Genomic DNA, 25,999 nt, shown 5'->3' on the forward strand with positions numbered 1-25,999 from the left:
AGCTTGGAGCGCGTCTCGTGAACCGGTGTTCACCGGACGCGCCCTAGATAAACGGCTTCAGAACCCCATCCACACGCGGATGGGGTTGGTGGGATCGAGAATGAGCTTGGCGGCGAGCGCCACGCAGGTGATGACCAGCAGGGGCTTGATGAGTTTTGCGCCGCTTTTCATGGCAAAGCGCGATCCGGTCTGCGCGCCCAGAAACTGGCCGACGCCCATGACAATTCCCACTTTCCACAACACCACGCCATTGAACAGGAAAACGGCAAAGGCGCCGATATTGGAGCCGAAATTCAGAAGCTTGGTGTGGGCGGTGGCCTTCAACATGCCGAAGCCCGCCAGCGAAACGAAGGCGAGCATGAGGAAGGACCCCGTGCCGGGACCGAAGACGCCATCGTAAAAGCCGATCAGCGGCGCCATGGTGAGCGAGAAGATCAGCGGGCTCATGCGCTGGTGGCTATCCACATCCGACATGTTGGGTTTGAACGTGAAATAGGCGGCAATCGCCACCAGCAGAAAGGGCAGCAGCGCCTTCAGAACATCGCCCGGCACATAGGTTGCCACATAGGCCCCTACCGCGCCGCTGGCAACGGATATGGCGGCCATGGGCAGTTGCGTTTTAAGCTGCACATGGCCCTTCCTGGCATAGGCAATGGTTGCCGAGGATGAGCCGAACATGCTTTGCAGCTTGTTGCTGCCAAGGGTTTGCAAGGGCGGAATGCCCGCGATCAGCATGGCGGGAATGGTGAGAAGGCCACCGCCGCCAGCAATCGAATCGATAAATCCGGCAAGGAAACCAACGATAAACAGGAAAAGCAAAAGATGCAGCGCAAGATCGGTCACGGGAGAGATTCCGAAAGGGAAGGTTGTATTGCTTTTTGGAGCAAAGCCTTGACCGCCGCAACCTCTCCAGCGCCGATGACCCAATATAATTCCGGTTTGACCGCGCCAGCCGCATTGGCTAAACCACGTTTCAATGTGCGACGGCGCCTGTTCGACAGGCTGGAAATAGTCCGGTGCGGCCGACCCAATCCGGGGGCCAATTCCGGAGCTGTCCCAAAGGCCCATGGAGACGCCGGAAAACCGGTGGCTCTGGCGCTTCGTACAGGGGTGAAAACGAAGCAGGAGGCCTTGGTTTATGGCTGAAAAACTTGGAATCATGGTGTGCGGTCACGGCAGCCGCAACCAGAATGCCGCGCGCGAATTCGCGGTGATCGCAGAGGCGCTGCGCGCCCGCAATCCCGACATGCCGGTGGAATACGGCTATCTGGAATTCTGCAACCCGGTGATTTCCGCGGGGCTGGATAGTCTGCGCGAGCAGGGTGTTACCCGCGTTCTTGCCGTTCCCGGTATGCTGTTTGCGGCAGGCCACGCCAAGAATGACATTCCCTCCGTTCTCAACACCTATCAGGCCCAGCACAAAGGCTTCGTCATCAATTACGGGCGCGAGCTTGGCATCGACCTCAAGATGATCCGGGCGGCGGGGGACCGCATCCAACATGCGGTGGATCTTGCCAATGCCACGCAGGGCTTCGTTGACAAGCACGAGACCTTGCTGATGGTGGTCGGGCGCGGGTCTTCCGATCCCGATGCCAATTCCAACGCCACCAAGGTCATGCGGATGCTGTGGGAGGGCATGGGATTCGGCTGGGGCGAGACCTGTTATTCCGGCGTGACCTTTCCGCTGGTGGAGCCGGGCCTGACCCATGCGGCAAAGCTTGGCTACAAGCGCATTGTCGTCTTTCCCTATTTCCTGTTTACCGGCGTGCTGGTCAAACGCATCTACAGCTATACCGATGAGGTGGCGCAGCGTTATCCCGACATTCAGTTCGTCAAGGCAAGCTACCTGAATGACCATCCGCTGGTGCTGGACGCCTTCCAGGACCGTGTGCGCGAAATTCTCGATGGCGCGGCGGTGATGAACTGTCAGATGTGCAAATATCGCGAGCAGGTTCTGGGTTTCGAAGCCGATCTCGGCCAGCCGCAGGAAAGCCATCACCACCACGTGGAAGGCATTGGCGGCGGGCTGGAAAACTGTCCCTGCAAGGGCGATTGCGACGCCTCGTGCCGGGATGAGGAATTCTGTCGCCAGCATGACCTGCCGTTCACGCCGGTTCATAGCCATGCCGCCCCCAACGACTTGACGCCTGCCTTCGACTATTCGGCCTCCTTCACGCTCGGCGGCAAATATGCGCATTTGACCGATACAAAGCCCGATGCCGAACTGGAAGCAGCGATGAATGCGCCCTCCACCGGCAAATATGCCGATCACCATGAGCATGGTCCCAATTGCGGCTGCGGGCATCACCATCACGATGGCGGCCACCAGCATCATCACCATGGTCATCATCACCATGGTCATCATCACCACGATCATGGGCATTCCCACCACGATCACCACGGCCATCATCACGCGCCTTATCCCCATGCGGATCATCCGCTTGGGCCGAAATCGATGGAAAAGAAAAAGTAAGTGCCCCTCTTCGACCGCTATCTCATCGTTGACTGGTCGGGGGCCGGTGCGCCTGCGCGAGGGGCAAACTCGCTCTGGGCCTGCCTTGCCGAGCAGCACGGGCAGGGCGCGAGGGTATTGTGGCTGGAGAATTTTCCCACGCGGGCGCAATTCATGTCCAGGCTGTTGGCCGTGGTGGAAGAGACGACGCAGGCGGGCAAGCGCTTGCTGGCGGGCTTCGATTTTGCCTTCGGCTATCCGGCAGGCGCGGCCCTGCGGCTGGCGGGCAGGGCGGACTGGCGTAAGCTTTGGCACAAGATCGCCACTGAGGTTCAAGATCTGCCTGACAACAGCAATAACCGGTTTGAACTGGCCTCCCGCTGGAATGCCACCCACTTTGCAGGGGAGCCGCGCTTCTGGGGGCGGCCCCATCAACATCGCTATGCTGATCTGGGTGACAAGAAGCCGCCTGCGCCAACCACGCCGCCCTTTGCCTTCCGTCGCAGCGAGAGCTTTGCAAAAGGGGCAAAATCGGTCTGGCAGATGAGCTATAACGGCTCCGTTGGCGGTCAGACCCTGCTTGGCATTGCCCGCCTTTCCCGTTTTCTCGATGAAAGCGGGCATGGGGAGCGGATTTCCGTCTGGCCTTTCCAGACGGGATTTGCGGAGCGGTTTGAAAAGCCGGTGGTGTTTGCCGAAATCTATCCTTCGCTGTTTCCTCTGACGGAGTGCCATGCGGTGCGGGATGCCGCGCAGGTGGCGACGGTTGTAAAGATCTTTGCCAGATATGACGAAAATGACCGTTTGGCGCGGCTTTTTGCCCCGCCGCCCATGCTGGGCGAAGAAGAGCGGGCAATTGCCATTGCCGAAGAGGGTTGGGTTCTGGGGATCGGCCATGAAAAGCTGGAATGTGCCGCATGACGCTTTGCTATATTCGTGATCCGGCGGAAATTTATCGCCAGTCCTTCGAGACCATCCGTCGCGAGGCCGATCTTTCCCGCTTTGCCGCGCAGATGCAGCCGCTCGTCATCCGCCTCATCCATGCCTGCGGCATGGTGGATCTGGCAGAGGATGTGCAATTTTCCGAAGGCGCCGTGGCAGCGGGCGCAGAAGCGCTGCGGCAGGGCGCGCCCGTATTGTGCGATGCCGAGATGGTGCGGCACGGCATTATCCGGCGGCTTCTGCCTGCCGAAAACGAGGTGCTGTGCCTGTTGAATGACGAGCGCACTCGTCCATTGGCGGCGGATCTGAACAATACCCGCTCCGCCGCGCAGGTGGATCTCTGGGATGCGCATCTGCAAGGGGCGGTGGTTGCCATCGGCAATGCGCCGACCGCGCTATTCCGCCTGCTGGAGCGGCTGGACGCAGGCGCCCCGAAGCCTGCGCTGATTCTCGGTTTTCCGGTGGGGTTTGTCGGCGCCGCGGAAAGCAAGGCGGAGCTTGCGGCCAATAGCCGGGGCGTGCCCTTCATCACGGTTGGCGGCAGGCGCGGCGGGTCCGCCATGGCCTCCGCAGCAGTCAATGCGCTGGCGGGAGGGTTAAATGGCAATGTCTGAACCATGGCTGACGCTGATCGGCATGGGCGATAGCGGGCTGGACAGCCTTGACGCCTCGCAGCGTGCCGTTCTTGCAAAGGCCGAAATTCTGGTGGTGGGCGAGCGACTGGAGCACGTCCTTGCCGGTGCAGCACCGAATGCCCGGCGCATCCTCACCTGGGGCGCCGGATTTCGCCCGACGCTGGATGCGCTTTTAAAGCTGCGCGGCACGGCGGTCGTGGTGCTTGCAACCGGCGATCCCATGCATTTCGGCATTGGCGCAACGTTGCGGCGTTATATCGAGGCCTGGGAAATGCGGGTATTGCCCAGCCCCTCGGCCTTTTCGCTGGCGGCGGCCCGGCTTGGCTGGCCCTTGCAGGCGGTGGCGCAGATTTCGCTGCATGGCCGGTCTTCCGCCTTTCTCAATCGCCATATCCTGCCGGGCCAGCGCATATTGGCGCTGACGTCTGATGCAAGGACTGTGTTCGAAGCTGCCGAACACCTGGTCCAGCGCGGCTTTGGCGCCTCGAAACTGACGGTGCTGGAACATATGGGCGGGCAGGACGAGCGTATTATGCGTTTTTCCGCCGAAGACCTTTTGAGGGAGGCGCCAGCGCTTGCGGATTTCAACACGCTGGCGGTGGAATGCCTGGGAGCGGGCGCATGGTTTGCGCCGCTTGCCGGCCTTGCCGATGAAGCCTTTCGCCATGACGGGCAATTGACGAAAAGCGAGGTGAGGGCGGTAACGCTTTCCAAACTCCAGCCTTTCCCGAATGCGCTGCTATGGGATGTGGGGGCCGGTTGCGGCTCCATCGCCATCGAGTTTTTACGGGCGGGGCTTGGCACCCGCGCCATTGCCATCGAGGAAAAACCGGAGCGGGTGGCGATGATCCGTGACAATGCGCAAAATCTTGGCACGCCCGATCTTGAGATCATCGAAGGGGCGGCCCCCGCCGCCTTGCGGGGGCTGGAGGGGCCGGACGTGATTTTCATTGGCGGCGGCATTACGGTTGACGGGCTTTTTGAAACCTGCTGGCAGAGCCTTAAAGATGGCGGACGGCTGGTTGCCAATGCCGTGACCGTCGAAGGGGAGGCGCGGCTTGCGCATTTGCGAAGCCAGCATGGCGGGGAGTTGTTGCGGCTATCCGTTTCCCGTGCCGCGCCCGTCGGCCGCTATTGCGGCTGGAAGTCGCTGATGCCCGTGACGATGTGGAGTGCGCGCAAATGACCGGCAGACTTTACGGGCTGGGGCTCGGTCCCGGCGATCCCGAACTTCTGACGCTGAAGGCATATCGGATTCTCACGCATTCGCCGGTGATTGCCTATCCGCAGCCGGATAACGGTCCAAGCTTCGCACGGCAGATTGCCGCGCCCTATCTGCGCCCGGACCAGTTGGAAGTGCCGATCATCGTGCCGATGCGGGTGGAGCGTTTTCCCGCCCAGGATGTCTATGACGAGGCGGCTGAGAGGCTTTCCCGTCATCTGGATGCCGGTGCCGATGTGGCGGTGCTGTGCGAGGGCGATCCCTTTTTCTATGGCTCTTTCATGTATCTCTTTGAGCGGCTGGCCCTTCGCTATCCAACGGAGGTGGTGCCCGGCGTTTCCTCCATGATGGCCGCTGCCGCCGCCTATGGGCGTCCGCTGGCGGCCCGCAACGATGTGCTGACCATTCTGCCGGGACCGCTGGACAACGACGTGCTGAAAGCAAGGATCGAAGCCTCGCAGGCCGTTGCCATCATCAAACTCGGGCGGCATTTTTCCCGCATCAGGACCTTGATTGCCGAAATGGGGCTGGCACCTTGCACCGGCTATGTGGAGCGCGTTTCGCTGGACGCGGAGCGCATTTCGCCATTGGCTGACATTGCCGAAAACAGCGCCCCCTATTTCTCCATGCTGCTGATTTACAAGGGTGCGGAAGGCTGGGCCATATCCTCCGCCGCCAGACTGGAAAGATGACAATGCCTGAGATGAATAAGCCCGCCATCATAGTCCTCATGCCGGGGGCATTGCCGATGGCGCAACGCCTTGCCGCCTGTGTCGGGGGCGAGGTGCATGGGGCGGAAGGGCGCGTTTCTGATGCGCAGGTTCGTTTTGCGGAGGTCAAGCCGCATGTGCGAGACCTGTTCCGGCAAGGCCGCCCGATTATTGCGTTGATGGCAAGTGGTGCGGTCATTCGCCTGCTTGCGCCGCTTCTCGACGACAAGCACAGCGAGCCGCCTGTTCTGGCCGTGGCGGAGGATGGCAGTGCTGTCGTGCCGCTGCTGGGCGGCCACCACGGCGCAAACGATCTGGCCCGCCAGATTGCCGGAGAACTCGGCATTGCCCCCGCCATCACCACGGCGGGCGATTTGCGCTTCGGCGTGGCGCTGGACCAGCCGCCGGAAGGTTACAGGCTTGCCAATCCCGATGCGGCAAAGGCCGTAATGGCGGAACTGGTGGCCGGTGGAGCGGCAAGGTTGAATGGAAAAGTGCCATGGCTGGAGGCCTCGCGCCTGCCTTTCGCCGATAATGGCCGTGTCACGCTGACTGTGACGGATGCCGTAAAGACACCGGAAGCGCTCGAACTCGTCTATCACCCGAAAACCCTGGTGCTTGGCATGGGATGTGAACGTCATGCCCCGGTGGAAGAAGCGATAGCGCTGGCGGAAGAAGCGCTTGCCAAGGCCGGACTTGCACGGGAAAGCCTCACGGCCATTGCCTCCATCGATGTGAAGGCGGATGAAAGGGCGGTTCATGCCGTTGCCGCGCATTTTGGCGTTCCGGCCCGCTTTTTCCCCGCCGACAGGCTGGAGGCGGAAACACCGCGTCTGAAGACCCCATCCGACGTGGTTTTTGCGGAAGTGGGCTGCCATGGCGTGGCAGAGGGTGCGGCCCTTGCGGCAGCGGGCGCGCAGGGTGAGTTGATCTTGCCGAAGATCAAATCCCGTGGTGTGACAGCGGCCATTGCACGAGCGCCACAGGTGCTGGAGGCGCAAGGCTTTGGCCGCGCTCGTGGCAGGTTGTTCGTGGTTGGCATCGGCCCTGGCGCCGAGGGCTGGCGCTCGCCGGAGGTGTCGCGCATGGTCGAGGCCTCCACCGATCTCGTCGGCTATTCGCTCTATCTCGATCTGCTGGAAGGGCTTGCCGACGGCAAGAAGCGCCATGATTTCGATCTTGGCAAGGAAGAGGCCCGCGTGGTCCACGCCATGGAACTGGCAGGTGAGGGGCGAACGGTCGCGCTGGTCTGCTCCGGCGATGCCGGGATTTATGCCATGGCGACGCTTGTCTTCGAACTGCTGGACAAGGGCGGCATTTCCGATGCGGCAAGCCGCATCGAGATTGCTGTTTCACCGGGCATTTCAGCGCTTCAGGCGGCAGCGGCCCGCGCCGGTGCGCCTTTGGGGCATGATTTCTGCACCATTTCACTCTCCGACCTTCTGACGCCATGGGAGCATATTCAAAGGCGGGTGAAGGCGGCGGGCGAGGGCGATTTCGTGATCGCATTCTACAATCCCGTCTCGCTGAAGCGCCGCACGCAACTGGCCTATGCGCGAGATCAATTGCTGACATACCGGCCCGCCGATACGCCCGTCATCCTCGCCAGCAATCTCGGCCGCGAGGGTGAGAGGGTGCGGGTGGTGCCGCTCGGTGGCCTGAATGTGGATGATGTGGACATGCTGACCGTCGTCGTCATCGGCTCTTCCGAAAGCCGCGTGGTCAAGACAGGTGACGGGCGGGCATGGGTCTATACGCCGCGCGGCTATTCCGGCAAGGCAGGTACGGGAATGAAGAAGGAAGATGTGGCATGACGGTTTATTTCATTGGCGCCGGTCCCGGCGCGCCGGACCTGATTACCGTGCGCGGCCTGCGGCTGATCGAACGCTGCCCGGTCTGCCTCTATGCCGGTTCGCTGGTGCCGGAGGAAATCGTCAAGGCGGCTCCGGCGGATGCGCTGGTGCGCGACACCGCTCCCATGCATCTGGAAGAGATCATCGGCGAGATCGAAAAGGCGCATGGTGAAGGCAAGGACGTGGCCCGCGTCCATTCCGGCGATCCCTCCATCTATGGCGCGATTGCCGAGCAGATGCGGCGTCTGGATGCGCTTGGCATTCCCTATGACGTCGTGCCGGGCGTCCCGGCCTTCGCCGCGACTGCCGCCCGGCTGAAGACGGAATTGACGCTGCCGGAAATTGCCCAGACGGTGATCGTGACCCGCACGGAGATGAAGGCCTCCTCCATGCCGGAATTCGAGACGCTGGAGATTCTTGGCAAATCGCGCGCCACACTTGCCATTCATCTTTCCATCCGCAACCTCGCCCATATTCGCGATGTGCTGACGCCCTATTATGGCGCGGATTGCCCGGTGGTGATTGCCTATCGCGCCACCTGGCCGGATGAGCTTTTCATACGCACCACACTGGAAAATATGGGCGAGGACGTGCGCAAGGCCAAGATCACCCGCACGGCGCTTGTCATGGTGGGGCGCGTCTTCGGCCATGTGGAGTTTCGCGATAGCGACCTCTACAATGCCGACTTCACCCATGTGCTGCGCAATGCCGGCAAGAAAAACAAGGTGAAAGGTCCGCAAGGCTGATTGCCTCACGGCTCGCGGCGCGGTTATTCTGGGCGGACCAGCAGAAGGAAAAGACATGCACAAGGTGATTTTCGATACCGATCCCGGCGTAGACGATGCTATGGCATTGCTCTTTTTGCACCATCATGCAGAAATCGATCTCCTCGGCATTACGACTGTTTTCGGCAATGCCACCATCGAAACCACCACGCGAAATGCGCTTTTTCTGAAACGCGAATGGAACATAGACGCCCCCGTTGCGCGTGGCGCCGGTGAAACCTTCATTCCGCATCGCGTGACCCATGAGCCGCCGAAATTCATCCATGGCGATGACGGGCTTGGCAATATCGGCGTGCCGGAGGTGATCGATCTGCCGGTCGATCCGCGTCCGGCCCATCGTTTCATCGTGGAGACGGTGCGCGCCAACCCGCATGAGGTGACGATCGTTGCCGTTGGTCGCATGACCAATCTCGCCAATGCCCTCAAGGATGACCCGGAAATTGTCTCGCTGGTCAAGGAAATCGTCATCATGGGTGGCGCCTTCGACGTGAACGGCAATGTGACGCCTGCTGCGGAGGCCAATATTCACGGCGATCCGGAGGCGGCGGACGTGGTTTTTACCGCAAGCTGGCCACTGGTGGTCGTGGGCCTCGACGTGACGACGAAAACCGTGATGACCCGCAGCCAGCTTGCCGATATTCGCGATGCGGCGGGAAAGCGGGCCGAGCTGCTTTTCGATCTTTCGCAATTCTACATCAAGTTCTACGAAACCCGCGTTCCGGATGGCATGGTGGTGCATGACAGTTGCGCCTGCGCCTATGTGGTGCGCCCGGACCTGTTTACGACGCGCACCGGCTCGATGCGGGTTATCTGCGGCGGTCTTGCCGACGGCCAGACCATCCAGAAACCGGATGACATGGGCTTTGGCCCCAGTGACTGGGATGGCCTGCCCAGCCAGAAGGCCTGCATGGACATCGATGCGGACGGCGTACTCAAGCTTATTCACGACACCATCGTTTCCGTGCGCGAGGGGTGATCTGCCGAAGCCTGGCAAACGTATGAGCTCATGTCGCAATTGCAGGGAGCCCATGATGTTTCTCGACTTGCAGGGCTATGGACGCAGACCCGAAGAGCCGCCGCCACCGCCGCGACGGCTATCCCCGCAAGGCGAAAAGGTCATGCTTTGGGTGATCTGCGTCAATATTCTGCTGCTTTTCATCGCTCCCATCGCGGGCGGAAGCGTGGTCATGACCCTCATCAACGTTATCCGCCATCTCTTTTGACCGTTCCGCAAGGGATCGGTTTTTTCATTCAGGATAAAGCTCATGTCGAATTCGGAAATCGTGACTGCCGCCATGCTGGCCATCGGGGATGAATTGCTCTCCGGCCGCACCAAGGACAAGAATGTCGGGCATCTGGCAGAGGTGCTGACGCTGGCGGGTATCGATCTCAAGGAAGTGCGGATCGTTTCAGACGATGAAGAGGCAATCGTGGAAGCGCTCAATGCCCTGCGCAGCCGCTATGATTACGTCTTCACCTCTGGCGGGATCGGCCCCACGCATGATGACATCACCGCGGATTCGGTTTCCAGGGCATTCGGTATGCCCTGTGTTCATGACGAGAAAGCCATGGAATTGCTGGGTGCGATGTATGCCCGCCGCAACATGGAATTTACCGAGGCACGCCAGCGCATGGCCCGTATGCCGAAGGGGGCAACCCATATCCCGAATGCCGTTTCCACCGCGCCCGGTTTTCAGGTGGAGAATGTCTATGTCATGGCGGGCGTGCCGCAGGTATTTCAGGCCATGCTGGAGGTTGTCATCAAGACGCTTCCGGCAGGAAAGCGCATCCTGTCTCGCGCCATTGCCTGCCCCTTCGGCGAGGGCGACATTGGCACGCCGCTGGGAGAGGTGCAGAAGGCTCACCCCGAAACCAGCATTGGCTCCTATCCGCGTTATGACGAGATGAAGGGCTTCCATGTGGAACTCGTGGTGCGCGCCCGCGACGAGGCAGTCCTGAATGCGGCGGCTGCCGATGTCGAACGCATGATTGCCTCCCTGAAGGCAAGCCGCCCGGTGTTGGAGGCCTGAAATTTCACCTGCCAGCCTTTGACCGAAGTCAAGGAACTGCCCCGCGTTTGGCGCATTATTCTAGCCGGTGGAACAAAATCCGCCAGCCTGCCTTCCGGTTTCCGAATATCGGAAGGCCGCGCCTTTTGCGACCGCCGAAAGGCCTTGTCGGGGCAATGCGGACATGACTTTGGGAGAATGACGATGGGTTACAAGACTATTCTCGCCGTGCTGGACAGCACGAAAACCGCCAGACAGATTTCGGATTTCTCGATTGCGCTGGCCGAGCAGTTCGGCTCTCACGTTATTGGCCTGCATTCGGAAGCGGTGGCGGCCATGCCGCTCATTGCCCCGATGGAGATTCCAGACCCCGTGGCCGTTCAGGCCATGCAGGATATGGCGCATGAGGAAACCCGGACGATCTGCCGCTTGTTCGAAGAGGCCGGACGTCGCGAAGGCCTTTCGACGGAGTGGCGCAGCTTCATGGCGTCTTCCGGTCTCGGCAAGACTTTTGTGGAAAGTGCGCGGGCGGTCGATCTGATCGTGGCTGCTCAGGGCGAGCAGGGTTCCGCGTCGGAAAATCGCAGCGAGCTGGAAACCGTGATGCATGAAAGCGGCCGCCCGCTTTTGCTCGTGCCGCATATTCTCAAAGAGCCGCGTCCCATAAAGCGCGTATTGGTCGCGTGGAACGGATCGCGGGAAGCCACCCGCGCCACCTTCGACGCGCTTCCTTTCCTGAAACAGGCGCAAACTGTCGAGATTTTCTCCGCAGTGAACGGGGAAAATATGGATGCATCCCGAGCCTTGCCCGGCGGCGAAATTGCCGCCACCCTTGCCCGGCATGGCGTCAATGTCACCGTCGTCACCAAGGATCTTGCCGAATTGCAGGCTTCCGCCCATATCGAAAACCGCTTGTCGGATGCCAGCATCGACCTTCTGGTCATGGGCGCCTATTCCCACAAGCGCTGGTGGGAGGTGCTGTTCGGCGGCGTGACCCGTACCGTACTGGACAGCATGACAGCACTGACGCTTCTGTCGCGGTAAGGCTCATTCAGGCTATGCAACCCCCTGTCGTTCGGACGAGGGATTGAGTGCGAGGCGCCTAGCCCTTTGCAGTAAACACGCTACACGACGCAATGATGAGAACGGCTTGAGATAAGAGATTCTTCCCCAAAAGGCCCGCTCCATGTTTTCCTCAGTTCATACCGTTCTCATCGACACTTGAGAGCATTTCCAGCAAAAGTGTTTTCGGTTTTGTGTCTGGAAATGCGTCAAAACAAGGGCTTATACCAAGGGTCATTGAAAATGACTTTTGGTATTCCCTTTTCGAACATCTCAAGTCTCTGACGCAGTTGAAATATTCGAAATCCCTTCAAGGCGAGGATCCGGTAGCATCTTCGAGCCTTGGCATTAGAGCGCCGTGAATTTTGTCAAACGTACAAAATACGCTGTAAAATGCTGAATCTGTTGCATAATTTTTACATTCAATCGATTCCCATTTAAGGAATTATGCAGTGGCGAAGAGGGACCAGAAGGCCTGACCCGCCATAGGAAACGGCCGCCCGGCAAGGCTCCATTTGGCGCCAGCGTCACGGCACGCGTGCTGGCGCTGAGCTGCTCGGAGCCACCCGCTTCGATAACACTGTGGACCGGGCGTATCATTGGCATCTCGCTTGGGTCTGTCCAGGCGCCCGAAATCAGAAAGCCCCTAAAATCTCCGAAAGGCCAGCACTGCATTTGTGCCGCTCATGCCGAAGGCGTTGCTCATGGCGACCGAAATCTTGCGCTCGCGCGCCACATTGGGGGTGACGTCAAGATCACAGGCAGGATCATGTTCACGATAATTCGCCGTAGGCGGCACGACGCCTTCCCGGATCGCCATCACGCATGCTATCATCTCCAGTGCGCTGGCGGCCCCTAGGCAGTGTCCGTGAACGGATTTGGTGGACGAGATAGAAAGATCGGTGGCATGAGGCCCGAAAACCCGCTTGATGGCCGTTGTTTCCATCTGGTCATTTGCCTGGGTACCGGTCCCGTGAGCATTCAGGTAATCGACATCTGCCGGATTTAGACCTGCGTCGCGAAGACAAGCGCGCATTGCCGCTTCAGGCCCTTCTACAGCGGGTGCAACAAGATCATAAGCATCGGCGGAAAGGCCAACCCCCACAATTTCAGCAAGAATCGTTGCTCCTCGGGCTGCTGCATGTTCATAACTTTCAAGAACTGCCATGGCAGCTCCTTCGCCAAGCACCAGCCCCCTTCTATCGGCAGAGAAGGGCCTGCACATATCAGGAGCCAGCACCCGCAACGCTTCCCAGGACTTTAAAATCCCCCATACGAGCGGCGCTTCACTGCCTCCCGACAGCATCACGTCAGCCCGACCCAGCCGGATCTGGTCCACCGCCGCCGCAATGGCATGATTTCCCGATGCACAGGCGGAGGTCACGCCAAACATCGGTCCGCGCAGGCCCAGGTTCATGCTGACATGTCCAGCCGCCGCACAAGGCATGACCTTTGGCGCGGTAAGAATGTCTGCGCGCTTGCTGCCATGCAAAAGGATGTTGCGATAATTGTTTTCAATCGGCATCCATCCGCAAACTCCCACACCGACTGTGGCGCCGTAGCGGTATGTGTTATCGGCATTTATCGAAAGGCCTGCCTGTTGAACGGCTTGCCTTGCCGCAATAACGGCAAGCAAACTGAAACGGTCCATGGAAATAAGCTGCCGACGATCGATATCGTGGTCCGGCAGTGTTCTTATTTCACATCCAACCAACCCCTTGAGATCATGGAGTTCGCTGTTCTCGATCGGCCCAATGGCGCAACGGCCATCCCGCATTCCTGCCCAGATTGAGGCTACATCCGCTCCCAGGCCGCAGAGGCCGCCCATTCCTGTAATGACAACGCGGCGTGTCATCAATTTGCCTTCGCCCGCAAACCCCGAACGACCTCCACGAGATCGCCGATTTTCTGGATGCTCGCCCATGCATCAACAGTATTGAGTTCAATTTTGATGTTGTAGGCCTGCTCGATATCCCAGAGCATATCGGCCAGAGTCAGAGAATCGATACCCAGCGCATTCAATTCAGTGTCGCTCGTCATCTCGGCATCAGCCAAGACGGCCAGATCCGCGTCCCCTGTCGCTGCCTTGGCCTTGGCCTTGAACATAGCGATGATTTCGGCAGTCAGTTGATCTTCCATAATCTATCCTTCAGCAGCAACCAGAGCACGTCGCACGCCCTCCAGTTTTTGATTTTGCGCATGTTGAACCGAAAAACTGCGACTATACTTTTCCTGGGAAATGCATTCATCGCTCCGCATCAAACAGATATGCCAACATAATCAGGACATCCTCACCACTACGGGTTGAGTAATTACTGATGAAAGGCGCATTGCCTTTCCATGAACATTGGTTGATCTTTTGATTTAAAGGCGCAGACGCAGCCGTGTGCTCTTGATTATGTATTTTCTTCACACGAGAAATGCCCCGAATTGCAACCCTTACACAGGCACATTAAGGGTATTTGATGAGGTGGGTAAAATCGATTGTTTCAATTGTATCAATTTGTATTTTGGATGGATGGAGACCAGCCGCTTCAAAGGATTCGATCTTAATCTACTTGTAATGCTCAACGCGCTGATAACCGAACGCAAAGCTCACGGCGGTTGCACAAAGCATTGACCTCGGCAACCCTTCATGAGCGCTACCAGTTTTGCTTTTGAACCTTTTCGGCTATGAACTTTTCACGATGCAAGGCTGCGAACTCATGTCTGTTCGGTCAGGTCTTATACCAAGGGTCATTGAAAATGACCCTTGGTATTCCCTTTTCGAATATCTCAAGCCCCTGACGCAATTGAGATATTCGAAAAATCTTCAGGGTGAGGATGTGTGAGCATCTTCGAACCTTGATATTACGGAATGATACTCATTCTCAGTAAGCCTGTCAGATAGCCAGTGAATGAAATGGGCCAGATTGGAACCCTGATCATCTAGATGTGAGCTTTTCGATCTGATTGAATCAGATCGGCGTTCTAATGTTTTCTTTTTGAGGCATAATCTTGTCGATCCTCGTTTCACTCCGGTCGGATTATGCTCTAGCGGGTGACAGAATCGGGAATTAAGACATAGGAGGATTTTTGTGTGTGTTTTTTTGGTGAGCGCGCAGGGATTCGAACCCTGGACCTACTGATTAAAAGTCAGTTGCTCTACCGGCTGAGCTACGCGCTCCCTTGAGGAATCTCGTGACCCTCTGGAAGTGCGCGGACCATATTCAGGGGGGCTTTCGCGGTCAACCCAAAATTTTCAGAAAAGCGCGCTTTTTCACAGGCATGGTTGCTGCGACGAAAAGGTGATTGGTTTCCAATGGCCATCTTGGCTATAGCGGGCCGATCATGTGTGATGCGCCATGCGTGGCAATTGACACAAGTTGCATATAGTCTCCGGGAGACCATTGGTGTCGATTGCTGAAATTCCGTTTCTGACTGCGCTGCTTGCCGGTGCGCTTTCCTTCCTTTCTCCCTGCGTGCTGCCGCTCGTGCCGCCATATCTTTGCTACATGGCGGGCATCAGCGTGGAAGAGTTTCGTGGCAAGGACGGACAGGGCGCCACTGCCGCCGCCCGTGGGGCGGTGATGGTTTCGGCACTGTGCTTCACGCTCGGCTTTGCCACGGTATTCGTGGCGCTTGGCGCGGGCGCTTCATCCATCGGCATGATGCTGCGCCAGCATCTCGACCTCCTGTCCAAGGTCGGGGGCTTAATCATCATCGTTATGGGGTTGAATTTTCTCGGATTGTTCCGCATTGGACTTCTGGCGCGGGAAATGCGGTTTTCCGGCAGCGGCAAGCCGGCAACGGCCACGGGCGCCTATATCATGGGTCTTGCCTTTGCCTTTGGCTGGACCCCCTGCATCGGGCCGGTTCTCGGGGCGATACTGGCGGTGGCCGCGGCCCGCGATACCGTGGGGCAGGGCGCTTTGTTGCTCTCCGTCTATTCGCTCGGTCTTGCCGTTCCCTTCTGGATTGCGGCGGGCTTTTCCGGTGCCTTCATGCGGTTTCTGGCAAGATTCCGCCGCCATCTGGGTCTGGTCGAGAAAGCGATGGGTCTGCTTCTCGTGCTGACCGGACTTGCCTTTGTCTTCGGCTTCGTGTCCGATCTTGCAATCTGGTTCCAGCAGAGCTTTCCGATCCTGTCGAAAATCGGCTAAGGCGCGTCAGCGTCTTGCCATAATCCGCTCTTTCAGCATTTCCGGAAAGGCCTTGAAGCCTCTGCCGGGCTCCACGCCTTCACGCATCATCAGATGGCGCAGCGGCGACAGGGCGGAAAGCACATGCAAACCGGCAGCGCGCACCATCTGCACAGGCAGGAAGGATGAAAGCAGCGATCGATTCAAAAGATCGACGCTTGCCGTGCGTGTCCAGACATCGACCCGGCGGCTGCGATCGAAGCGATCTCCGAAATCCTGCGGAACCGGCGTCTTCATATCCTTGCCCGCCAGTTCATCGAGCGCCATCACATCGCGGAGGCTGAGGTTCAGACCCTGCGCGCCAATCGGCGGAAAAGCATGGGCCGCCTCGCCGATCAGCACGGCGCGTCCACGGCCATAGCGGGTCGCGCTCATGCCGGACAACGGCCAGGCCTGCGGAAGCTCCGTCACCTCGACGTGACCAAGCAGGGAATCCATGCGCCGTTCCACCGCCTGCGAAAGCGCCTCCGCCGAAAGGGTCATCAACCGCTCTGCTTCCTGTGGCTGCACCACCCAGACAAGGCTGGAAAGATTGCGGGAGAGCGGAACCTGCGTGAAAGGGCCGCTTTCCTGATGAAACTCGGTGGAGCAATTGTTATGTGGAAGGCTGTGGCGAAAATTAAGCACCACGGCCGTCTGCGGATAGGACCACTCACGCGTGGAAATCCCGGCTGCCGCACGTGTCGCAGAGCGCTTGCCATCCGCCCCCACCACGAGGTCTGCTTCAAGCGCGGTTCCGTCGGCAAGTGTGAGAAATACGCCATGCGGCTGGATGTCGATGTGCCCGGCGGCCTGGTCGTGCACGGTCAGATTGGGCTCTGCGGCCACCGCCGCATCCAGAAGGTCGAGCAGGGTGGCATTTTCGAAATTGTATCCAAAAGCGGAAAGACCGATTTCGGAGCTGCGAAAAGCCACCGGCGGGGCGCGAAGCAGACGCTGCGTCCCGTCAACGATCTGCATGGTGGACAAGGCCTCCGCCTTGGGACGCAGGCTTTCCCACAGCCCAAGCCGATCGAGATAACGGATCGATTGGTCCATCAGCGCCGTCGTGCGCCGGTCCCTTGGGCCGCGAGGCCCGGCGATCAGCGCCACCTTGCGTCCGCGCCGTGCCAGTGCCAGTGCGGCAATGGAGCCCGCAAGACCCGCACCGATCACAGCAATCTCGATTCTCTGCATGGCAAACTCCCTTCTTCCCGTTTTCATGTAGTGCTTTGCTCTGCTGAAATCCATGGGATGAAATGGCGCAGTTGCATCCTGCTTTTCAAAAGGCACGCTTTGGAAGGTTGCATTCGGCTGGAATTCAGTGATTATCCGGGCCGGTGCGGTCTTGAACGGGCGCATGAAGTGACGATTGGTCTGCGCCGGGGCAAAATGTGGTAGCCGGCGCGCAAGACGATCGGAAACAGAAACACAGGGGCATTGCGTCATTTGCCGTTTTCGGCACAATGCCAGAACACGGCGCGGCAAGGCAGGAGCTGCCTTCATGCCGCTCCTGAGCCGGGGCTTGAGATCAGCGCATCATGAAAATTTTCAATTACAAGCGTGTACCCTATGCGGAAATGCGCGCTTTTTCCGTGCATATTCTCACGGCATCCGGTTCGTTTCTGGCGTTTCTGGGCGTTGTGGCCGCAGCAGAACACCGCTTTGTCGATATGTTCTGGTGGCTGGGGCTGGCGCTGCTGGTGGATGGCATTGACGGACCCATTGCCCGCAAGGTGCGGGTCAAGGAAGTGTTGCCAAACTGGTCTGGCGACACGCTCGACAATATTATCGATTACGTGACCTACGTGCTGTTGCCTGCCTTTGCCCTTTATCAAAGCGGCATGATCGGCCAGCCATGGTCGTTTGTCGCCGCCGGCATGATCGTCGTCTCCAGCGCCATCTACTATGCCGATATGGGCATGAAGACGGATGAATATTTCTTCTCCGGCTTTCCCGTGGTGTGGAACATGATCGTGTTTACGCTGTTCGTGATTGATGCCTCGGCCCTGACGGCGATGATCGTGGTGACGGTTTCCGTCTTGCTGACATTCCTGCCCATTCACTTCCTGCATCCGGTGCGGGTAAAGCGGTTGCGCCCTCTCAATCTGGGGATTTTCCTCTTGTGGTGCGCCCTTGGCGGCTATGCGCTGCTCATGCATTTTTCCACACCGTCCTATGTGGTCATTCCCTTCATCATCACAGGAATCTACCTTTACGCAATTGGAGGAATTCTTCAGATTTTTCCAAGGCTTGGGCGATGATTGCAGAAGGCTTCTGCCTTAAAAAGGGGCAAGCTCCAAAAAATAATCTTTGGCCCGGTTGTGCGGCGGCTAAAACTCGGTATCAATAAGGATATTAGGGCATATCACGGGTGTTTACTCCCGCTGAAATTTGAATTGGGCCGCCCCCAACGCCGCTTGGGCGAAGACGGGCGCCAGGGAGGCAGAGTGCCGCATAGCCAAGAGGTCGCGCAGCCCTCGCTGCTTTCGGTTCAGGGATTAACGAAGCGGTTCGGTGATTTCACCGCGTGCAACGCCATTGATCTCGATATCCGGCCCGGTGAAATCCACGCTTTGCTGGGTGAGAATGGCGCAGGTAAATCCACCCTCGTCAAAATGCTGTTCGGCGTTCTCGCACCCAGCGCGGGGTCGATTGTGTGGAATGGCGAGGAGGTAGAGATCGCCTCTCCGGCGGCGGCGCGCAAGCTGGGCATCGGCATGGTGTTTCAGCACTTCTCCCTTTTCGAAGCCCTGACGGTTGCGGAAAATATTGCGCTTTCGCTGGACGATGGAAGCTCCATTGCCAGCATTTCAGCCCGCGCCAGGGAACTCTCGCAAGCCTACGGCCTGCCTCTCGACCCGCAGGCGCATGTGGCCGATCTTTCGGTGGGCGAGCGCCAGCGCATAGAAATCGTGCGCGCCTTGCTGCAAAATCCGCGCCTGATCATTCTGGATGAGCCAACATCCGTGCTGACCCCGCAGGAAGCCGACAAGCTGTTCGAAACGCTTGAGAAACTGAAGGCCGAAAACCGCTCCGTTCTCTATATCAGCCACAGGCTGGAGGAAGTGCAGCGCATTTGCGACCGTGCGACGGTGCTGCGTCATGGGAAGGTTACGGGAGCTTGCGATCCGCGGCAGGAAACGCCCGCTTCGCTGGCGCGGATGATGGTGGGCAGCGAGGTGGCGGGCGTATCGCCGCAGGCGCCGGTCGCTGACGGCCCTGTGCGCATTGCCATAACGGGCCTTTCAGCCCCGGCCAGAACGCCCTTTGCCATGCCTCTCAAGAATGTTTCGCTGACGGTTCGGGCAGGAGAAGTGCTCGGCATTGCGGGGGTTGCGGGCAATGGCCAGAGCGAATTGTTCGATGTGCTGTCGGGCGAAACCACCGTTGCCGATCCGCAGGCCGTGAGCCTTTGCGGCCAGCCGGTCGGCCGGCTTGGTATAAACCGCCGCCGCTTGCTGGGGGCGGGCTTCATTCCCGAAGAGCGGCATGGACATGCGGCGGTATCCACCATGGTGCTTTCGGATAATCTCCTGCTGGCCCGCCACCGTTCCGATGCGGCCCGCTTCCTTGGCGGCGGCATCCTGCGCCTCATCCGGCACGGGGCGGTAAAGGCCGCAGCCGCCGCAATCTGTCGGGAAATGGACGTGCGCAAGAGCGGTGAAGACCCCGCCGCCGCCTCGCTTTCCGGGGGGAACCTGCAAAAATTCATCGTCGGCCGGGAGCTGGACCGCAAGCCGGAGGTGCTGGTCGTCAATCAGCCAACCTGGGGCGTGGATGCGGGCGCCGCCAGCCGCATAAGGCAGGCGCTGGTCGATCTGGCTCGCCAGGGCTCGGCCGTGGTGGTTATCAGCCAGGATCTCGACGAGATTTTCGAGGTTTCCACCGCAATTGCCGCCATTTCGGATGGCCGGCTTTCCGCAAGCTATCCCGCAGAAGGCATGACGCGGGAAAAAATCGGCCTGCTGATGGGCGGGCTGCATGGCATGGAGGGCGCCCATGCGCATTGAACTGGAGAAGCGCGCCCGCGCTTCGGGCTTTTTCACGCTGGTTTCCCCGCTTCTGGCGCTGGTGTTGACGCTGGCTTCAGGGGCTATTCTCTTTGCCGCATTGGGCAAGGATCCGGTTTCGGCGCTCTACAGCTTCTTTATCGAGCCGCTGACGGAAATCTGGTCGCTGCATGAATTGGCCGTCAAGGCGGCCCCGCTTATTCTCATTGGTGTGGGGCTCTCCGTCTGTTACCGCTCCAACAACTGGAATATCGGGGCGGAGGGCCAGTTTACCATTGGCGCGGTGTTTGGCTCCTTCGTGCCGGTCATTTTTTACCAGTGGGAATCGCCCCTGCTTTTGCCGCTGATGATGGTGATGGGGATGATTGGCGGCGCGCTTTATGCCGCTATTCCGGCCCTGCTTAAAACCCGCTTCAACACCAATGAAATTCTCACCAGCCTGATGCTGGTCTATATCGCCCAGTTCATCCTCGATTACCTGGCCCGTGGCCCGTGGCGCAATCCTGAGGGCTTCAACTTTCCGCAAAGCCGGGATTTCAACGATAGCGGGGTGCTACCGGCGATTTTTGCCGAGTCGGGCCGGGCGCATTGGGGATTCGTCTTCGCCATTCTGGCGGCGCTGCTGGTGTGGTTCATCATGCGCTATACCATGAAGGGCTTTGAAGTCGTCGTTCTGGGGCAATCCGAACGGGCAGGGCGGTTTGCCGGTTTTTCCTCGCGGGGCATGGTTTGGTTTTCCATGCTGTTTTCCGGGGCGCTGGCGGGACTTGCCGGTATTTCCGAGGTTTCCGGCTCTATCGGCCATTTGCAGCCGTCGATCTCGCCGGGTTATGGCTTCAGCGCCATCATCGTTGCCTTTCTTGGACGCCTCAACCCGCTCGGCATCATCGCCGCAGGCCTCGTGCTGGCCCTCACCTATCTCGGGGGAGAGGCGGCGCAGCTTTCCATCGGCGTATCCGACAAGGTAACGCGGGTATTCCAGGGCTTGCTGCTGTTCTTCGTGCTGTCCTGTGACACCCTCATTTATTACAAAATTCGCATTGTCTTTTCCAAGGCAAGGGCGTCTCTCGGCGGAGGACGCTGAATGATTTTCGAAGCCATTTTGTTGACGATCATCACGGCATCAACGCCGCTGGTCATCGCCGCCATGGGTGAATTGGTTACGGAACGCGCAGGCGTTCTCAATCTCGGCGTCGAAGGCATGATGATCATGGGGGCGGTCGCGGCCTTTGCCGCCGCCCAGCTCAGCGGATCGCCCTTTATCGGCATCTTTGCTGGTATTGCAGCTGGCGCATCGTTCTCGCTTCTGTTCGGGTTTCTGACGCTGACGCTTGTTACCAATCAGGTTGCCACCGGCCTTGCGCTGACCATTCTGGGCCTTGGGCTTTCCGGCCAGTTGGGCGAGGCTTTCGTGGGGCAGCCGGGCACCAAATTGCAGCCGATCGAGATTCCGCTTCTCTCGGATATTCCCGTGGTGGGAACGGTGCTGTTCCGGCAGGACCTGATTTTCTATCTGTCGATTGCGCTTGTCATCGGAGTCAACTGGTTCCTTTTCAAAAGCCGCAAGGGTCTTGTGCTGCGGGCGGTCGGCGACAATCACGCCTCCGCCCACGCCCTCGGCATCAAGGTCATTCGTGCCCGTTATCTGGCGGTAATGTTCGGCGGCGCCTGTGCGGGCCTTGCCGGTGCGCAGCTTTCGCTGGTCTATACGCCGCAATGGGTGGAAAACATGTCTGCGGGCCGCGGCTGGATTGCCTTGGCGCTGGTGGTTTTCGCCTCGTGGCGGCCATGGCGCGTCCTTGCCGGAGGCTATCTGTTCGGTGCTGTTACCATTGGGCAATTGCACGCACAGGTTCTGGCGCAAACGCTGGGCATTGCGGTGCCCTCGCAGTTCCTCTCTGCACTGCCCTATGCCGCGACCATTGTGGTTCTCATCGTCATTTCGCATAATCGGCGCGCGACGCTGATCAATACGCCCGCTTCACTCGGCAAGGGCTTCGTGCCCGATCGCTGAGCTATCGTTCAACCTGAACCTCTAGGGGAAACCATGAAAAAACTTACCATCGCTCTTGCGGCAACAGTTGCTTCGGTGCTGTCCTTCGGCGGCGCGGCCAGTGCTGCGGACAAGACCAAGGTCTGCTTCGTCTATGTCGGCAGCCATACGGATGGCGGCTATTCGCAGGCGCATGATCTGGGCCGCCAGGAATTGCAGAAGCATTTCGGCGACAAGATCGAAACCACCTATCTGGAAAACGTTCCGGAAGGACCGGATGCCGAGCGCGCCATCGAGCGTCTTGCCCGCGACAACTGCCAGCTGATCTTCTCCACCTCGTTTGGCTTCATGGATGCCACCATCAAGGTTGGCAAGAAATTCCCCAAGGTGAAGTTCGAACACGCCACCGGCTTCAAGTCGGCTGAAAATGTCGCCACCTATAACTCGCGCTTCTACGAAGGCCGTTACATTCTGGGCGTGATTGCCGGAAAAATGTCGAAGAAGGGTGAGGCAGGTTACATCGCTTCCTTCCCGATCCCGGAAGTGGTGATGGGTATCAATGCGTTCGAACAGGGCGCAAAGTCCGTCAACCCGAACTTCAAGATGAAGGTCGTCTGGGTCAATAGCTGGTTCGACGCAGGCAAGGAAGCCGACGCCGCCAAGGCGCTGCTGGATCAGGGCGTGGACATTCTGACGCAGCACACCGATTCCACCGCCCCCATGCAGGTTGCCGAAGAGCGCGGCATCAAGGCCTTCGGTCAGGCGTCCGACATGATCGCCGCCGGTCCGAAGTCGCAGCTCACGGCCATCAAGGATACCTGGGGCAGCTACTACATCAAGCGCACACAGGACCTGATGGACGGCAAATGGAAGACGCAGCAGAGCTGGGATGGCCTGAAAGACGGCATTCTCACCATGGCGCCCTATACCAACATGCCCGATGACGTGAAGAAACTGGCCGAGGAAACCGAAGCCAAGATCAAGTCCGGCGAATTGCACCCCTTCACCGGCCCGATCAACAAGCAGGACGGCACGCCCTGGCTGAAGGCTGGCGAAAAGGCCGACGACGGCACGCTTCTTGGCATGAACTTCTACGTTGAAGGCGTGGACGACAAACTGCCGAAGTGATCTTGCAGCCAGTGTGAATAATCGTGCGGGGCGCTTTCAAGCGCCCCGTTTTCGTTTTGGCAGACTCATGCTGCTTTACCTCAGGGGTGGGCCCTCTTACTATGCGCAGACCTATCGGCCCGGCCTACCCGTTTTCCCCTTCGTCCGCCCCTTGCGCTTCTGCTCCGCCGGGTCCTCATAAGACCCAGCACCCACTTTGCCGCGGATGATGGGGCGGGGGTCTGCCCCACTCTGCCCCGCCCGCAAGCTCCTCTGATCGTCGTCGCTGGCGGGGACACCGGCGGGCTTTTCCGGGAGCTTGCCGGGCACGGGTTTTTCCGTGCGGCCAACTGTCATTTCGTCCAGCGTGTTTTTGCGGAATAGGCCTGCGGTTTGTGGTTCCGCGTTGGATAGTGCCGCTTGGCTGGACGCGCGCTCCATGGCCTTTGTTTCGTCGTTGATCTGCCCGTCGCTTGGGCTCCGGGCGTTCGTCCTTCGGAACGATTCGCCGGATCTTTCCGTCGGCTGCGCCGACCAGTCCTCACCGTCCATCGTTTCCAGTTCGATGGCCTTGAGCCGTTTGATTTCGTCGCGCAGGCGGGCGGCGGTTTCGAAATCGAGGTCGGCGGCGGCGTCGCGCATCTGTTTTTCCAGCGCGGTGAGGTGGCTTTGCAGGTTGTTGCCCACCAGATGGCCGCCCGCCGCAAAGCCCTTGCCGCTGGCGCCAGAAATGTCGGCGCGAACGTGGTCGCGTTCATAGACCGAATCCAGAATATCGGAAATCTTGGCCTTGACGGATTCCGGCGTGATGCCGTGTTCCAGGTTATAGGCCACCTGCTTTTCGCGGCGACGCGCGGTTTCATCCATGGCGCGCTGCATGGAGCCGGTGATCTGGTCCGCATAGAGGATGACCTTGCCATCCACGTTACGCGCGGCGCGGCCAATGGTCTGGATCAGCGAGGTTTCAGAGCGCAGGAAGCCTTCCTTATCCGCATCCAGAATAGCGACGAAGCCGCATTCGGGAATATCGAGCCCCTCGCGCAGCAGGTTGATGCCCACCAGCACATCAAAGGCGCCAAGGCGCAGATCGCGAATGATTTCAATGCGCTCCAGCGTGTCGATATCCGAGTGCATATAGCGCACGCGCACGCCCTGTTCATGCAGATATTCCGTCAGGTCTTCCGCCATGCGCTTGGTCAGCACCGTCACCAGCGTGCGATAACCCTTTTTGCTGGTTTCGCGGATTTCGCCCAGCACGTCGTCCACCTGCGTCTTGGCGCTGCGGATTTCCACCGGCGGATCGATGAGGCCTGTAGGACGAATGACCTGTTCGGCAAACACGCCGCCCGCCGCTTCCATTTCCCAATTGCCGGGCGTTGCGGAAACCGCCACAGTTTGCGGACGCATCGCATCCCATTCCTCAAAACGCAGGGGCCGGTTATCCATGCAGGAGGGCAGGCGGAAGCCGTATTCCGCAAGCGTTGCCTTGCGCCGGAAGTCGCCCCGATACATGCCGCCGATCTGCGGGATCGTGACGTGCGATTCATCGATGAAAATCAGCGCATTATCAGGAATATATTCAAACAGCGTCGGCGGCGGTTCGCCCGGTTTGCGGCCCGTGAGATAGCGCGAATAGTTCTCGATGCCAGCGCATGAGCCGGTGGCCTCCAGCATTTCAAGATCGTATTTCGTGCGCTGTTCCAGCCGCTGCGCTTCCAGCAGACGACCGGCCTTTTCCAGTTCGGCAAGGCGCTGCTTCAGCTCGTCCTTGATGGATTTGATCGCGCCGTTCAGCGTGGGGCGAGGAGTGACATAGTGAGAGTTGGCATAGATCTTTACCGACTTCATATCGCCGGTTTTCTTGCCGGTCAGAGGGTCGAATTCGGTGATGGATTCGATTTCATCGCCAAACATGGTGATGCGCCAGGCGGCATCCTCAAGGTGGGCGGGAAAAAGCTCGATCGTATCGCCGCGCACCCGGAAGGAGCCGCGCACGAAATTAATATCCTGCCGCTTATATTGCTGCGCGACGAGATCGGCCAGCAATTGCCGCTGATCCAGCCGGTCGCCGACCGACATCTGGAAGGTCATGGCCGTATAGGTTTCGACGGAACCGATACCATAGATGCAGGATACCGAGGCCACGATAATGCAATCGTCCCGCTCCAGAATGGCGCGGGTTGCGGCGTGGCGCATACGGTCTATCTGTTCGTTGATCGAGCTTTCCTTCTCGATATAAGTATCCGAACGCGGCACATAGGCTTCCGGCTGGTAATAATCATAGTAGGATACGAAATATTCTACCGCATTATCGGGGAAGAAGTTCTTGAATTCGGAATAAAGCTGCGCGGCGAGCGTCTTGTTGGGCGCCAGAATGACGGCGGGACGCTGCGTTTCCTCGATCACCTTGGCCATGGTGAAGGTCTTGCCCGATCCGGTGACGCCGAGCAGCACCTGCGAACGCTCGCCGCTGTTCAATCCCTCCACCAGATCGCGAATGGCCGTGGGCTGGTCGCCAGCGGGGCTATAATCGGACGCCATGCGAATACTGATGCCGCCCTCGGATTTCGGCGGGCGGGCAGGGCGGTGCGGTGTCCAGATTTCCCCGTTTTTGAACAGCGGATTGCCGCTTTCAATGAGTTTGGATAGCGCATCCACCGTGGCGGTCACGGCATTTTTCGCCAGTTGCCCGGCTTCCTCCAGGCTCACATCCATGCCCGCCACCGGGTTTAGACCAGCCGCAGCGCGGGTTTTGGGGTCCGACGACCCGCCGATGGAGACACCGCGCGACGTTTTTGCAGCCGTTGCCTTTTGCGGCGTAGCTTCAGAGGCTTTACGGCGATGCTTGCCTGCCTTGGACGCGATCTCACGCTGTGTTTCTACGCCGGAAGCCTCGGCCTCCGCCTCCAATTGCTTCACCCAATCCGCGACAGAACCGGAAAGTTGCACGGGCGCTCCTTCAAAAGCGGCCTGAGGCGCTTCTTCGAAGCCGGGATGACTGGAGGATTTCTTCGGTGCTTTGGCCATGAGCCGAATATGGATAATCCGCGACCGGA

Annotated in this window: 22 protein-coding genes, 1 tRNA gene and 1 pseudogene; 18 read left to right on the forward strand and 6 right to left on the reverse strand. The window is 59.1% G+C overall.

The window, feature by feature from the left end; all coding sequences use genetic code 11:
- Nucleotides 1–57: 57 nt before the first annotated feature.
- Complete coding sequence (locus T424_RS0103240; RefSeq protein ID WP_027486450.1) at nucleotides 58–843, reverse strand: TSUP family transporter; 786 nt, start codon at nucleotides 841–843, stop codon at nucleotides 58–60.
- A 295-nt stretch (nucleotides 844–1,138) separates the two neighbouring features.
- Between T424_RS0103240 and T424_RS0103245 the strand changes: the two genes are divergently transcribed.
- The 12 genes and pseudogenes from T424_RS0103245 to T424_RS22995 form a co-directional block, all read left to right on the forward strand.
- On the forward strand, nucleotides 1,139–2,473 hold the full coding sequence (locus T424_RS0103245) for a sirohydrochlorin chelatase (protein ID WP_027486451.1): 1,335 nt from the start codon (nucleotides 1,139–1,141) through the stop codon (nucleotides 2,471–2,473).
- Nucleotides 2,474–3,373, forward strand: a complete 900-nt coding sequence (locus T424_RS0103250) for a hypothetical protein (protein ID WP_027486452.1) — start codon at nucleotides 2,474–2,476, stop codon at nucleotides 3,371–3,373. It abuts the gene before it with no gap.
- Nucleotides 3,370–4,008: a precorrin-8X methylmutase gene (locus T424_RS0103255; RefSeq protein ID WP_037066557.1), complete on the forward strand. Its 639-nt coding sequence runs from the start codon at nucleotides 3,370–3,372 to the stop codon at nucleotides 4,006–4,008. Before T424_RS0103250 ends, T424_RS0103255 begins: the two co-directional genes overlap by 4 nt.
- Complete coding sequence (locus T424_RS0103260) at nucleotides 3,995–5,215, forward strand: bifunctional cobalt-precorrin-7 (C(5))-methyltransferase/cobalt-precorrin-6B (C(15))-methyltransferase (RefSeq protein ID WP_027486454.1); 1,221 nt, start codon at nucleotides 3,995–3,997, stop codon at nucleotides 5,213–5,215. The genes T424_RS0103255 and T424_RS0103260 overlap by 14 nt, the downstream gene beginning before the upstream one ends.
- On the forward strand, nucleotides 5,212–5,943 hold the full coding sequence (cobI, locus tag T424_RS0103265) for a precorrin-2 C(20)-methyltransferase (RefSeq protein WP_037066442.1): 732 nt from the start codon (nucleotides 5,212–5,214) through the stop codon (nucleotides 5,941–5,943). The genes T424_RS0103260 and cobI overlap by 4 nt, the downstream gene beginning before the upstream one ends.
- Before the next feature lie 11 nt (nucleotides 5,944–5,954).
- A complete protein-coding gene (gene cobJ, locus T424_RS0103270; RefSeq protein WP_027486456.1) occupies nucleotides 5,955–7,775 on the forward strand; it encodes a precorrin-3B C(17)-methyltransferase in 1,821 nt (606 codons plus the stop codon).
- Nucleotides 7,772–8,560 (forward strand): precorrin-4 C(11)-methyltransferase, encoded by a 789-nt coding sequence (gene cobM / locus T424_RS0103275; protein WP_027486457.1) that lies wholly within the window; start codon nucleotides 7,772–7,774, stop codon nucleotides 8,558–8,560. Before cobJ ends, cobM begins: the two co-directional genes overlap by 4 nt.
- Nucleotides 8,561–8,615: 55 nt before the next feature.
- On the forward strand, nucleotides 8,616–9,575 hold the full coding sequence (locus tag T424_RS0103280) for a nucleoside hydrolase (protein ID WP_027486458.1): 960 nt from the start codon (nucleotides 8,616–8,618) through the stop codon (nucleotides 9,573–9,575).
- 52 nt (nucleotides 9,576–9,627) lie between these two features.
- Nucleotides 9,628–9,822 (forward strand): hypothetical protein, encoded by a 195-nt coding sequence (locus T424_RS0103285; RefSeq protein ID WP_051558755.1) that lies wholly within the window; start codon nucleotides 9,628–9,630, stop codon nucleotides 9,820–9,822.
- Nucleotides 9,823–9,864: 42 nt separating this feature from the next.
- Entirely contained in the window at nucleotides 9,865–10,629 is a 765-nt protein-coding gene (locus tag T424_RS0103290; RefSeq protein WP_027486460.1) for a competence/damage-inducible protein A, read from the forward strand.
- A gap of 183 nt (nucleotides 10,630–10,812) precedes the next feature.
- Entirely contained in the window at nucleotides 10,813–11,652 is an 840-nt protein-coding gene (locus T424_RS0103295) for a universal stress protein (RefSeq protein WP_027486461.1), read from the forward strand.
- 475 nt (nucleotides 11,653–12,127) lie between these two features.
- A pseudogene (locus tag T424_RS22995) lies at nucleotides 12,128–12,295 on the forward strand (IS630 family transposase); the annotation flags it as partial.
- Between the two features lie 21 nt (nucleotides 12,296–12,316).
- Here T424_RS22995 and T424_RS0103300 read toward each other — a convergent pair.
- From T424_RS0103300 to T424_RS0103310, 3 genes are all read right to left on the reverse strand, one after another.
- Nucleotides 12,317–13,525 carry a beta-ketoacyl-[acyl-carrier-protein] synthase family protein gene (locus tag T424_RS0103300; RefSeq protein WP_027486462.1) on the reverse strand — a complete coding sequence of 403 codons (1,209 nt, stop codon included), beginning with the start codon at nucleotides 13,523–13,525 and terminating at the stop codon, nucleotides 12,317–12,319.
- A complete protein-coding gene (locus tag T424_RS0103305) occupies nucleotides 13,525–13,809 on the reverse strand; it encodes an acyl carrier protein (RefSeq protein WP_027486463.1) in 285 nt (94 codons plus the stop codon). The genes T424_RS0103300 and T424_RS0103305 overlap by 1 nt, the downstream gene beginning before the upstream one ends.
- A 951-nt stretch (nucleotides 13,810–14,760) precedes the next feature.
- Nucleotides 14,761–14,836 (reverse strand) — tRNA-Lys (locus T424_RS0103310).
- A gap of 226 nt (nucleotides 14,837–15,062) precedes the next feature.
- Between T424_RS0103310 and T424_RS0103315 the strand changes: the two genes are divergently transcribed.
- Nucleotides 15,063–15,812, forward strand: coding sequence for a cytochrome c biogenesis CcdA family protein (locus tag T424_RS0103315; protein ID WP_027486464.1), 750 nt, complete (start codon nucleotides 15,063–15,065; stop codon nucleotides 15,810–15,812).
- A gap of 6 nt (nucleotides 15,813–15,818) precedes the next feature.
- Here the strand turns inward: T424_RS0103315 and T424_RS0103320 are convergent, their stop codons facing one another.
- Nucleotides 15,819–17,027, reverse strand: coding sequence for a UbiH/UbiF family hydroxylase (locus tag T424_RS0103320; protein ID WP_027486465.1), 1,209 nt, complete (start codon nucleotides 17,025–17,027; stop codon nucleotides 15,819–15,821).
- 344 nt (nucleotides 17,028–17,371) lie between these two features.
- Between T424_RS0103320 and pcsA the strand changes: the two genes are divergently transcribed.
- The 5 genes from pcsA to T424_RS0103350 all read left to right on the forward strand — a co-directional run bounded on the left by pcsA (nucleotide 17,372) and on the right by T424_RS0103350 (nucleotide 22,964).
- Nucleotides 17,372–18,094, forward strand: a complete 723-nt coding sequence (gene pcsA / locus T424_RS0103330) for a phosphatidylcholine synthase (protein WP_027486466.1) — start codon at nucleotides 17,372–17,374, stop codon at nucleotides 18,092–18,094.
- Nucleotides 18,095–18,280: 186 nt separating this feature from the next.
- Nucleotides 18,281–19,843 (forward strand): ABC transporter ATP-binding protein, encoded by a 1,563-nt coding sequence (locus tag T424_RS0103335; RefSeq protein WP_037066560.1) that lies wholly within the window; start codon nucleotides 18,281–18,283, stop codon nucleotides 19,841–19,843.
- The gene (locus T424_RS0103340) at nucleotides 19,833–20,927 is read left to right on the forward strand and encodes an ABC transporter permease (protein ID WP_027486468.1); all 1,095 of its coding nucleotides are present in this window, start codon (nucleotides 19,833–19,835) and stop codon (nucleotides 20,925–20,927) included. Before T424_RS0103335 ends, T424_RS0103340 begins: the two co-directional genes overlap by 11 nt.
- A complete protein-coding gene (locus tag T424_RS0103345) occupies nucleotides 20,928–21,857 on the forward strand; it encodes an ABC transporter permease (protein ID WP_027486469.1) in 930 nt (309 codons plus the stop codon).
- Between the two features lie 33 nt (nucleotides 21,858–21,890).
- A complete protein-coding gene (locus T424_RS0103350) occupies nucleotides 21,891–22,964 on the forward strand; it encodes a BMP family ABC transporter substrate-binding protein (RefSeq protein WP_027486470.1) in 1,074 nt (357 codons plus the stop codon).
- Between the two features lie 111 nt (nucleotides 22,965–23,075).
- Here the strand turns inward: T424_RS0103350 and uvrB are convergent, their stop codons facing one another.
- Entirely contained in the window at nucleotides 23,076–25,970 is a 2,895-nt protein-coding gene (uvrB, locus tag T424_RS0103355; protein ID WP_027486471.1) for an excinuclease ABC subunit UvrB, read from the reverse strand.
- Nucleotides 25,971–25,999: the final 29 nt, after the last annotated feature.

The organism is Allorhizobium undicola ORS 992 = ATCC 700741 (assembly GCF_000621665.1).
In the GTDB taxonomy this organism is placed as follows: domain Bacteria; phylum Pseudomonadota; class Alphaproteobacteria; order Rhizobiales; family Rhizobiaceae; genus Allorhizobium; species Allorhizobium undicola.

Excerpts from the sequence above, each read along its gene's own strand:
- T424_RS0103245 (WP_027486451.1), top strand. The coding sequence starts at position 1,139 with ATGGCTGAAAAACTTGGAATCATGGTGTGCGGTCACGGCAGCCGCAAC.
- uvrB (WP_027486471.1), bottom strand. The coding sequence starts at position 25,970 with ATGGCCAAAGCACCGAAGAAATCCTCCAGTCATCCCGGCTTCGAAGAA.
- cobM (WP_027486457.1), top strand. The coding sequence starts at position 7,772 with ATGACGGTTTATTTCATTGGCGCCGGTCCCGGCGCGCCGGACCTGATT.
- pcsA (WP_027486466.1), top strand. The coding sequence starts at position 17,372 with ATGAAAATTTTCAATTACAAGCGTGTACCCTATGCGGAAATGCGCGCT.
- T424_RS0103300 (WP_027486462.1), bottom strand. The coding sequence starts at position 13,525 with ATGACACGCCGCGTTGTCATTACAGGAATGGGCGGCCTCTGCGGCCTG.
- T424_RS0103345 (WP_027486469.1), top strand. The coding sequence starts at position 20,928 with ATGATTTTCGAAGCCATTTTGTTGACGATCATCACGGCATCAACGCCG.
- T424_RS0103305 (WP_027486463.1), bottom strand. The coding sequence starts at position 13,809 with ATGGAAGATCAACTGACTGCCGAAATCATCGCTATGTTCAAGGCCAAG.
- cobJ (WP_027486456.1), top strand. The coding sequence starts at position 5,955 with ATGAATAAGCCCGCCATCATAGTCCTCATGCCGGGGGCATTGCCGATG.
- T424_RS0103350 (WP_027486470.1), top strand. The coding sequence starts at position 21,891 with ATGAAAAAACTTACCATCGCTCTTGCGGCAACAGTTGCTTCGGTGCTG.
- T424_RS0103280 (WP_027486458.1), top strand. The coding sequence starts at position 8,616 with ATGCACAAGGTGATTTTCGATACCGATCCCGGCGTAGACGATGCTATG.
- T424_RS0103260 (WP_027486454.1), top strand. The coding sequence starts at position 3,995 with ATGGCAATGTCTGAACCATGGCTGACGCTGATCGGCATGGGCGATAGC.
- T424_RS0103290 (WP_027486460.1), top strand. The coding sequence starts at position 9,865 with ATGTCGAATTCGGAAATCGTGACTGCCGCCATGCTGGCCATCGGGGAT.
- cobI (WP_037066442.1), top strand. The coding sequence starts at position 5,212 with ATGACCGGCAGACTTTACGGGCTGGGGCTCGGTCCCGGCGATCCCGAA.
- T424_RS0103320 (WP_027486465.1), bottom strand. The coding sequence starts at position 17,027 with ATGCAGAGAATCGAGATTGCTGTGATCGGTGCGGGTCTTGCGGGCTCC.
- T424_RS0103295 (WP_027486461.1), top strand. The coding sequence starts at position 10,813 with ATGGGTTACAAGACTATTCTCGCCGTGCTGGACAGCACGAAAACCGCC.
- T424_RS0103255 (WP_037066557.1), top strand. The coding sequence starts at position 3,370 with ATGACGCTTTGCTATATTCGTGATCCGGCGGAAATTTATCGCCAGTCC.
- T424_RS0103285 (WP_051558755.1), top strand. The coding sequence starts at position 9,628 with ATGATGTTTCTCGACTTGCAGGGCTATGGACGCAGACCCGAAGAGCCG.
- T424_RS0103340 (WP_027486468.1), top strand. The coding sequence starts at position 19,833 with ATGCGCATTGAACTGGAGAAGCGCGCCCGCGCTTCGGGCTTTTTCACG.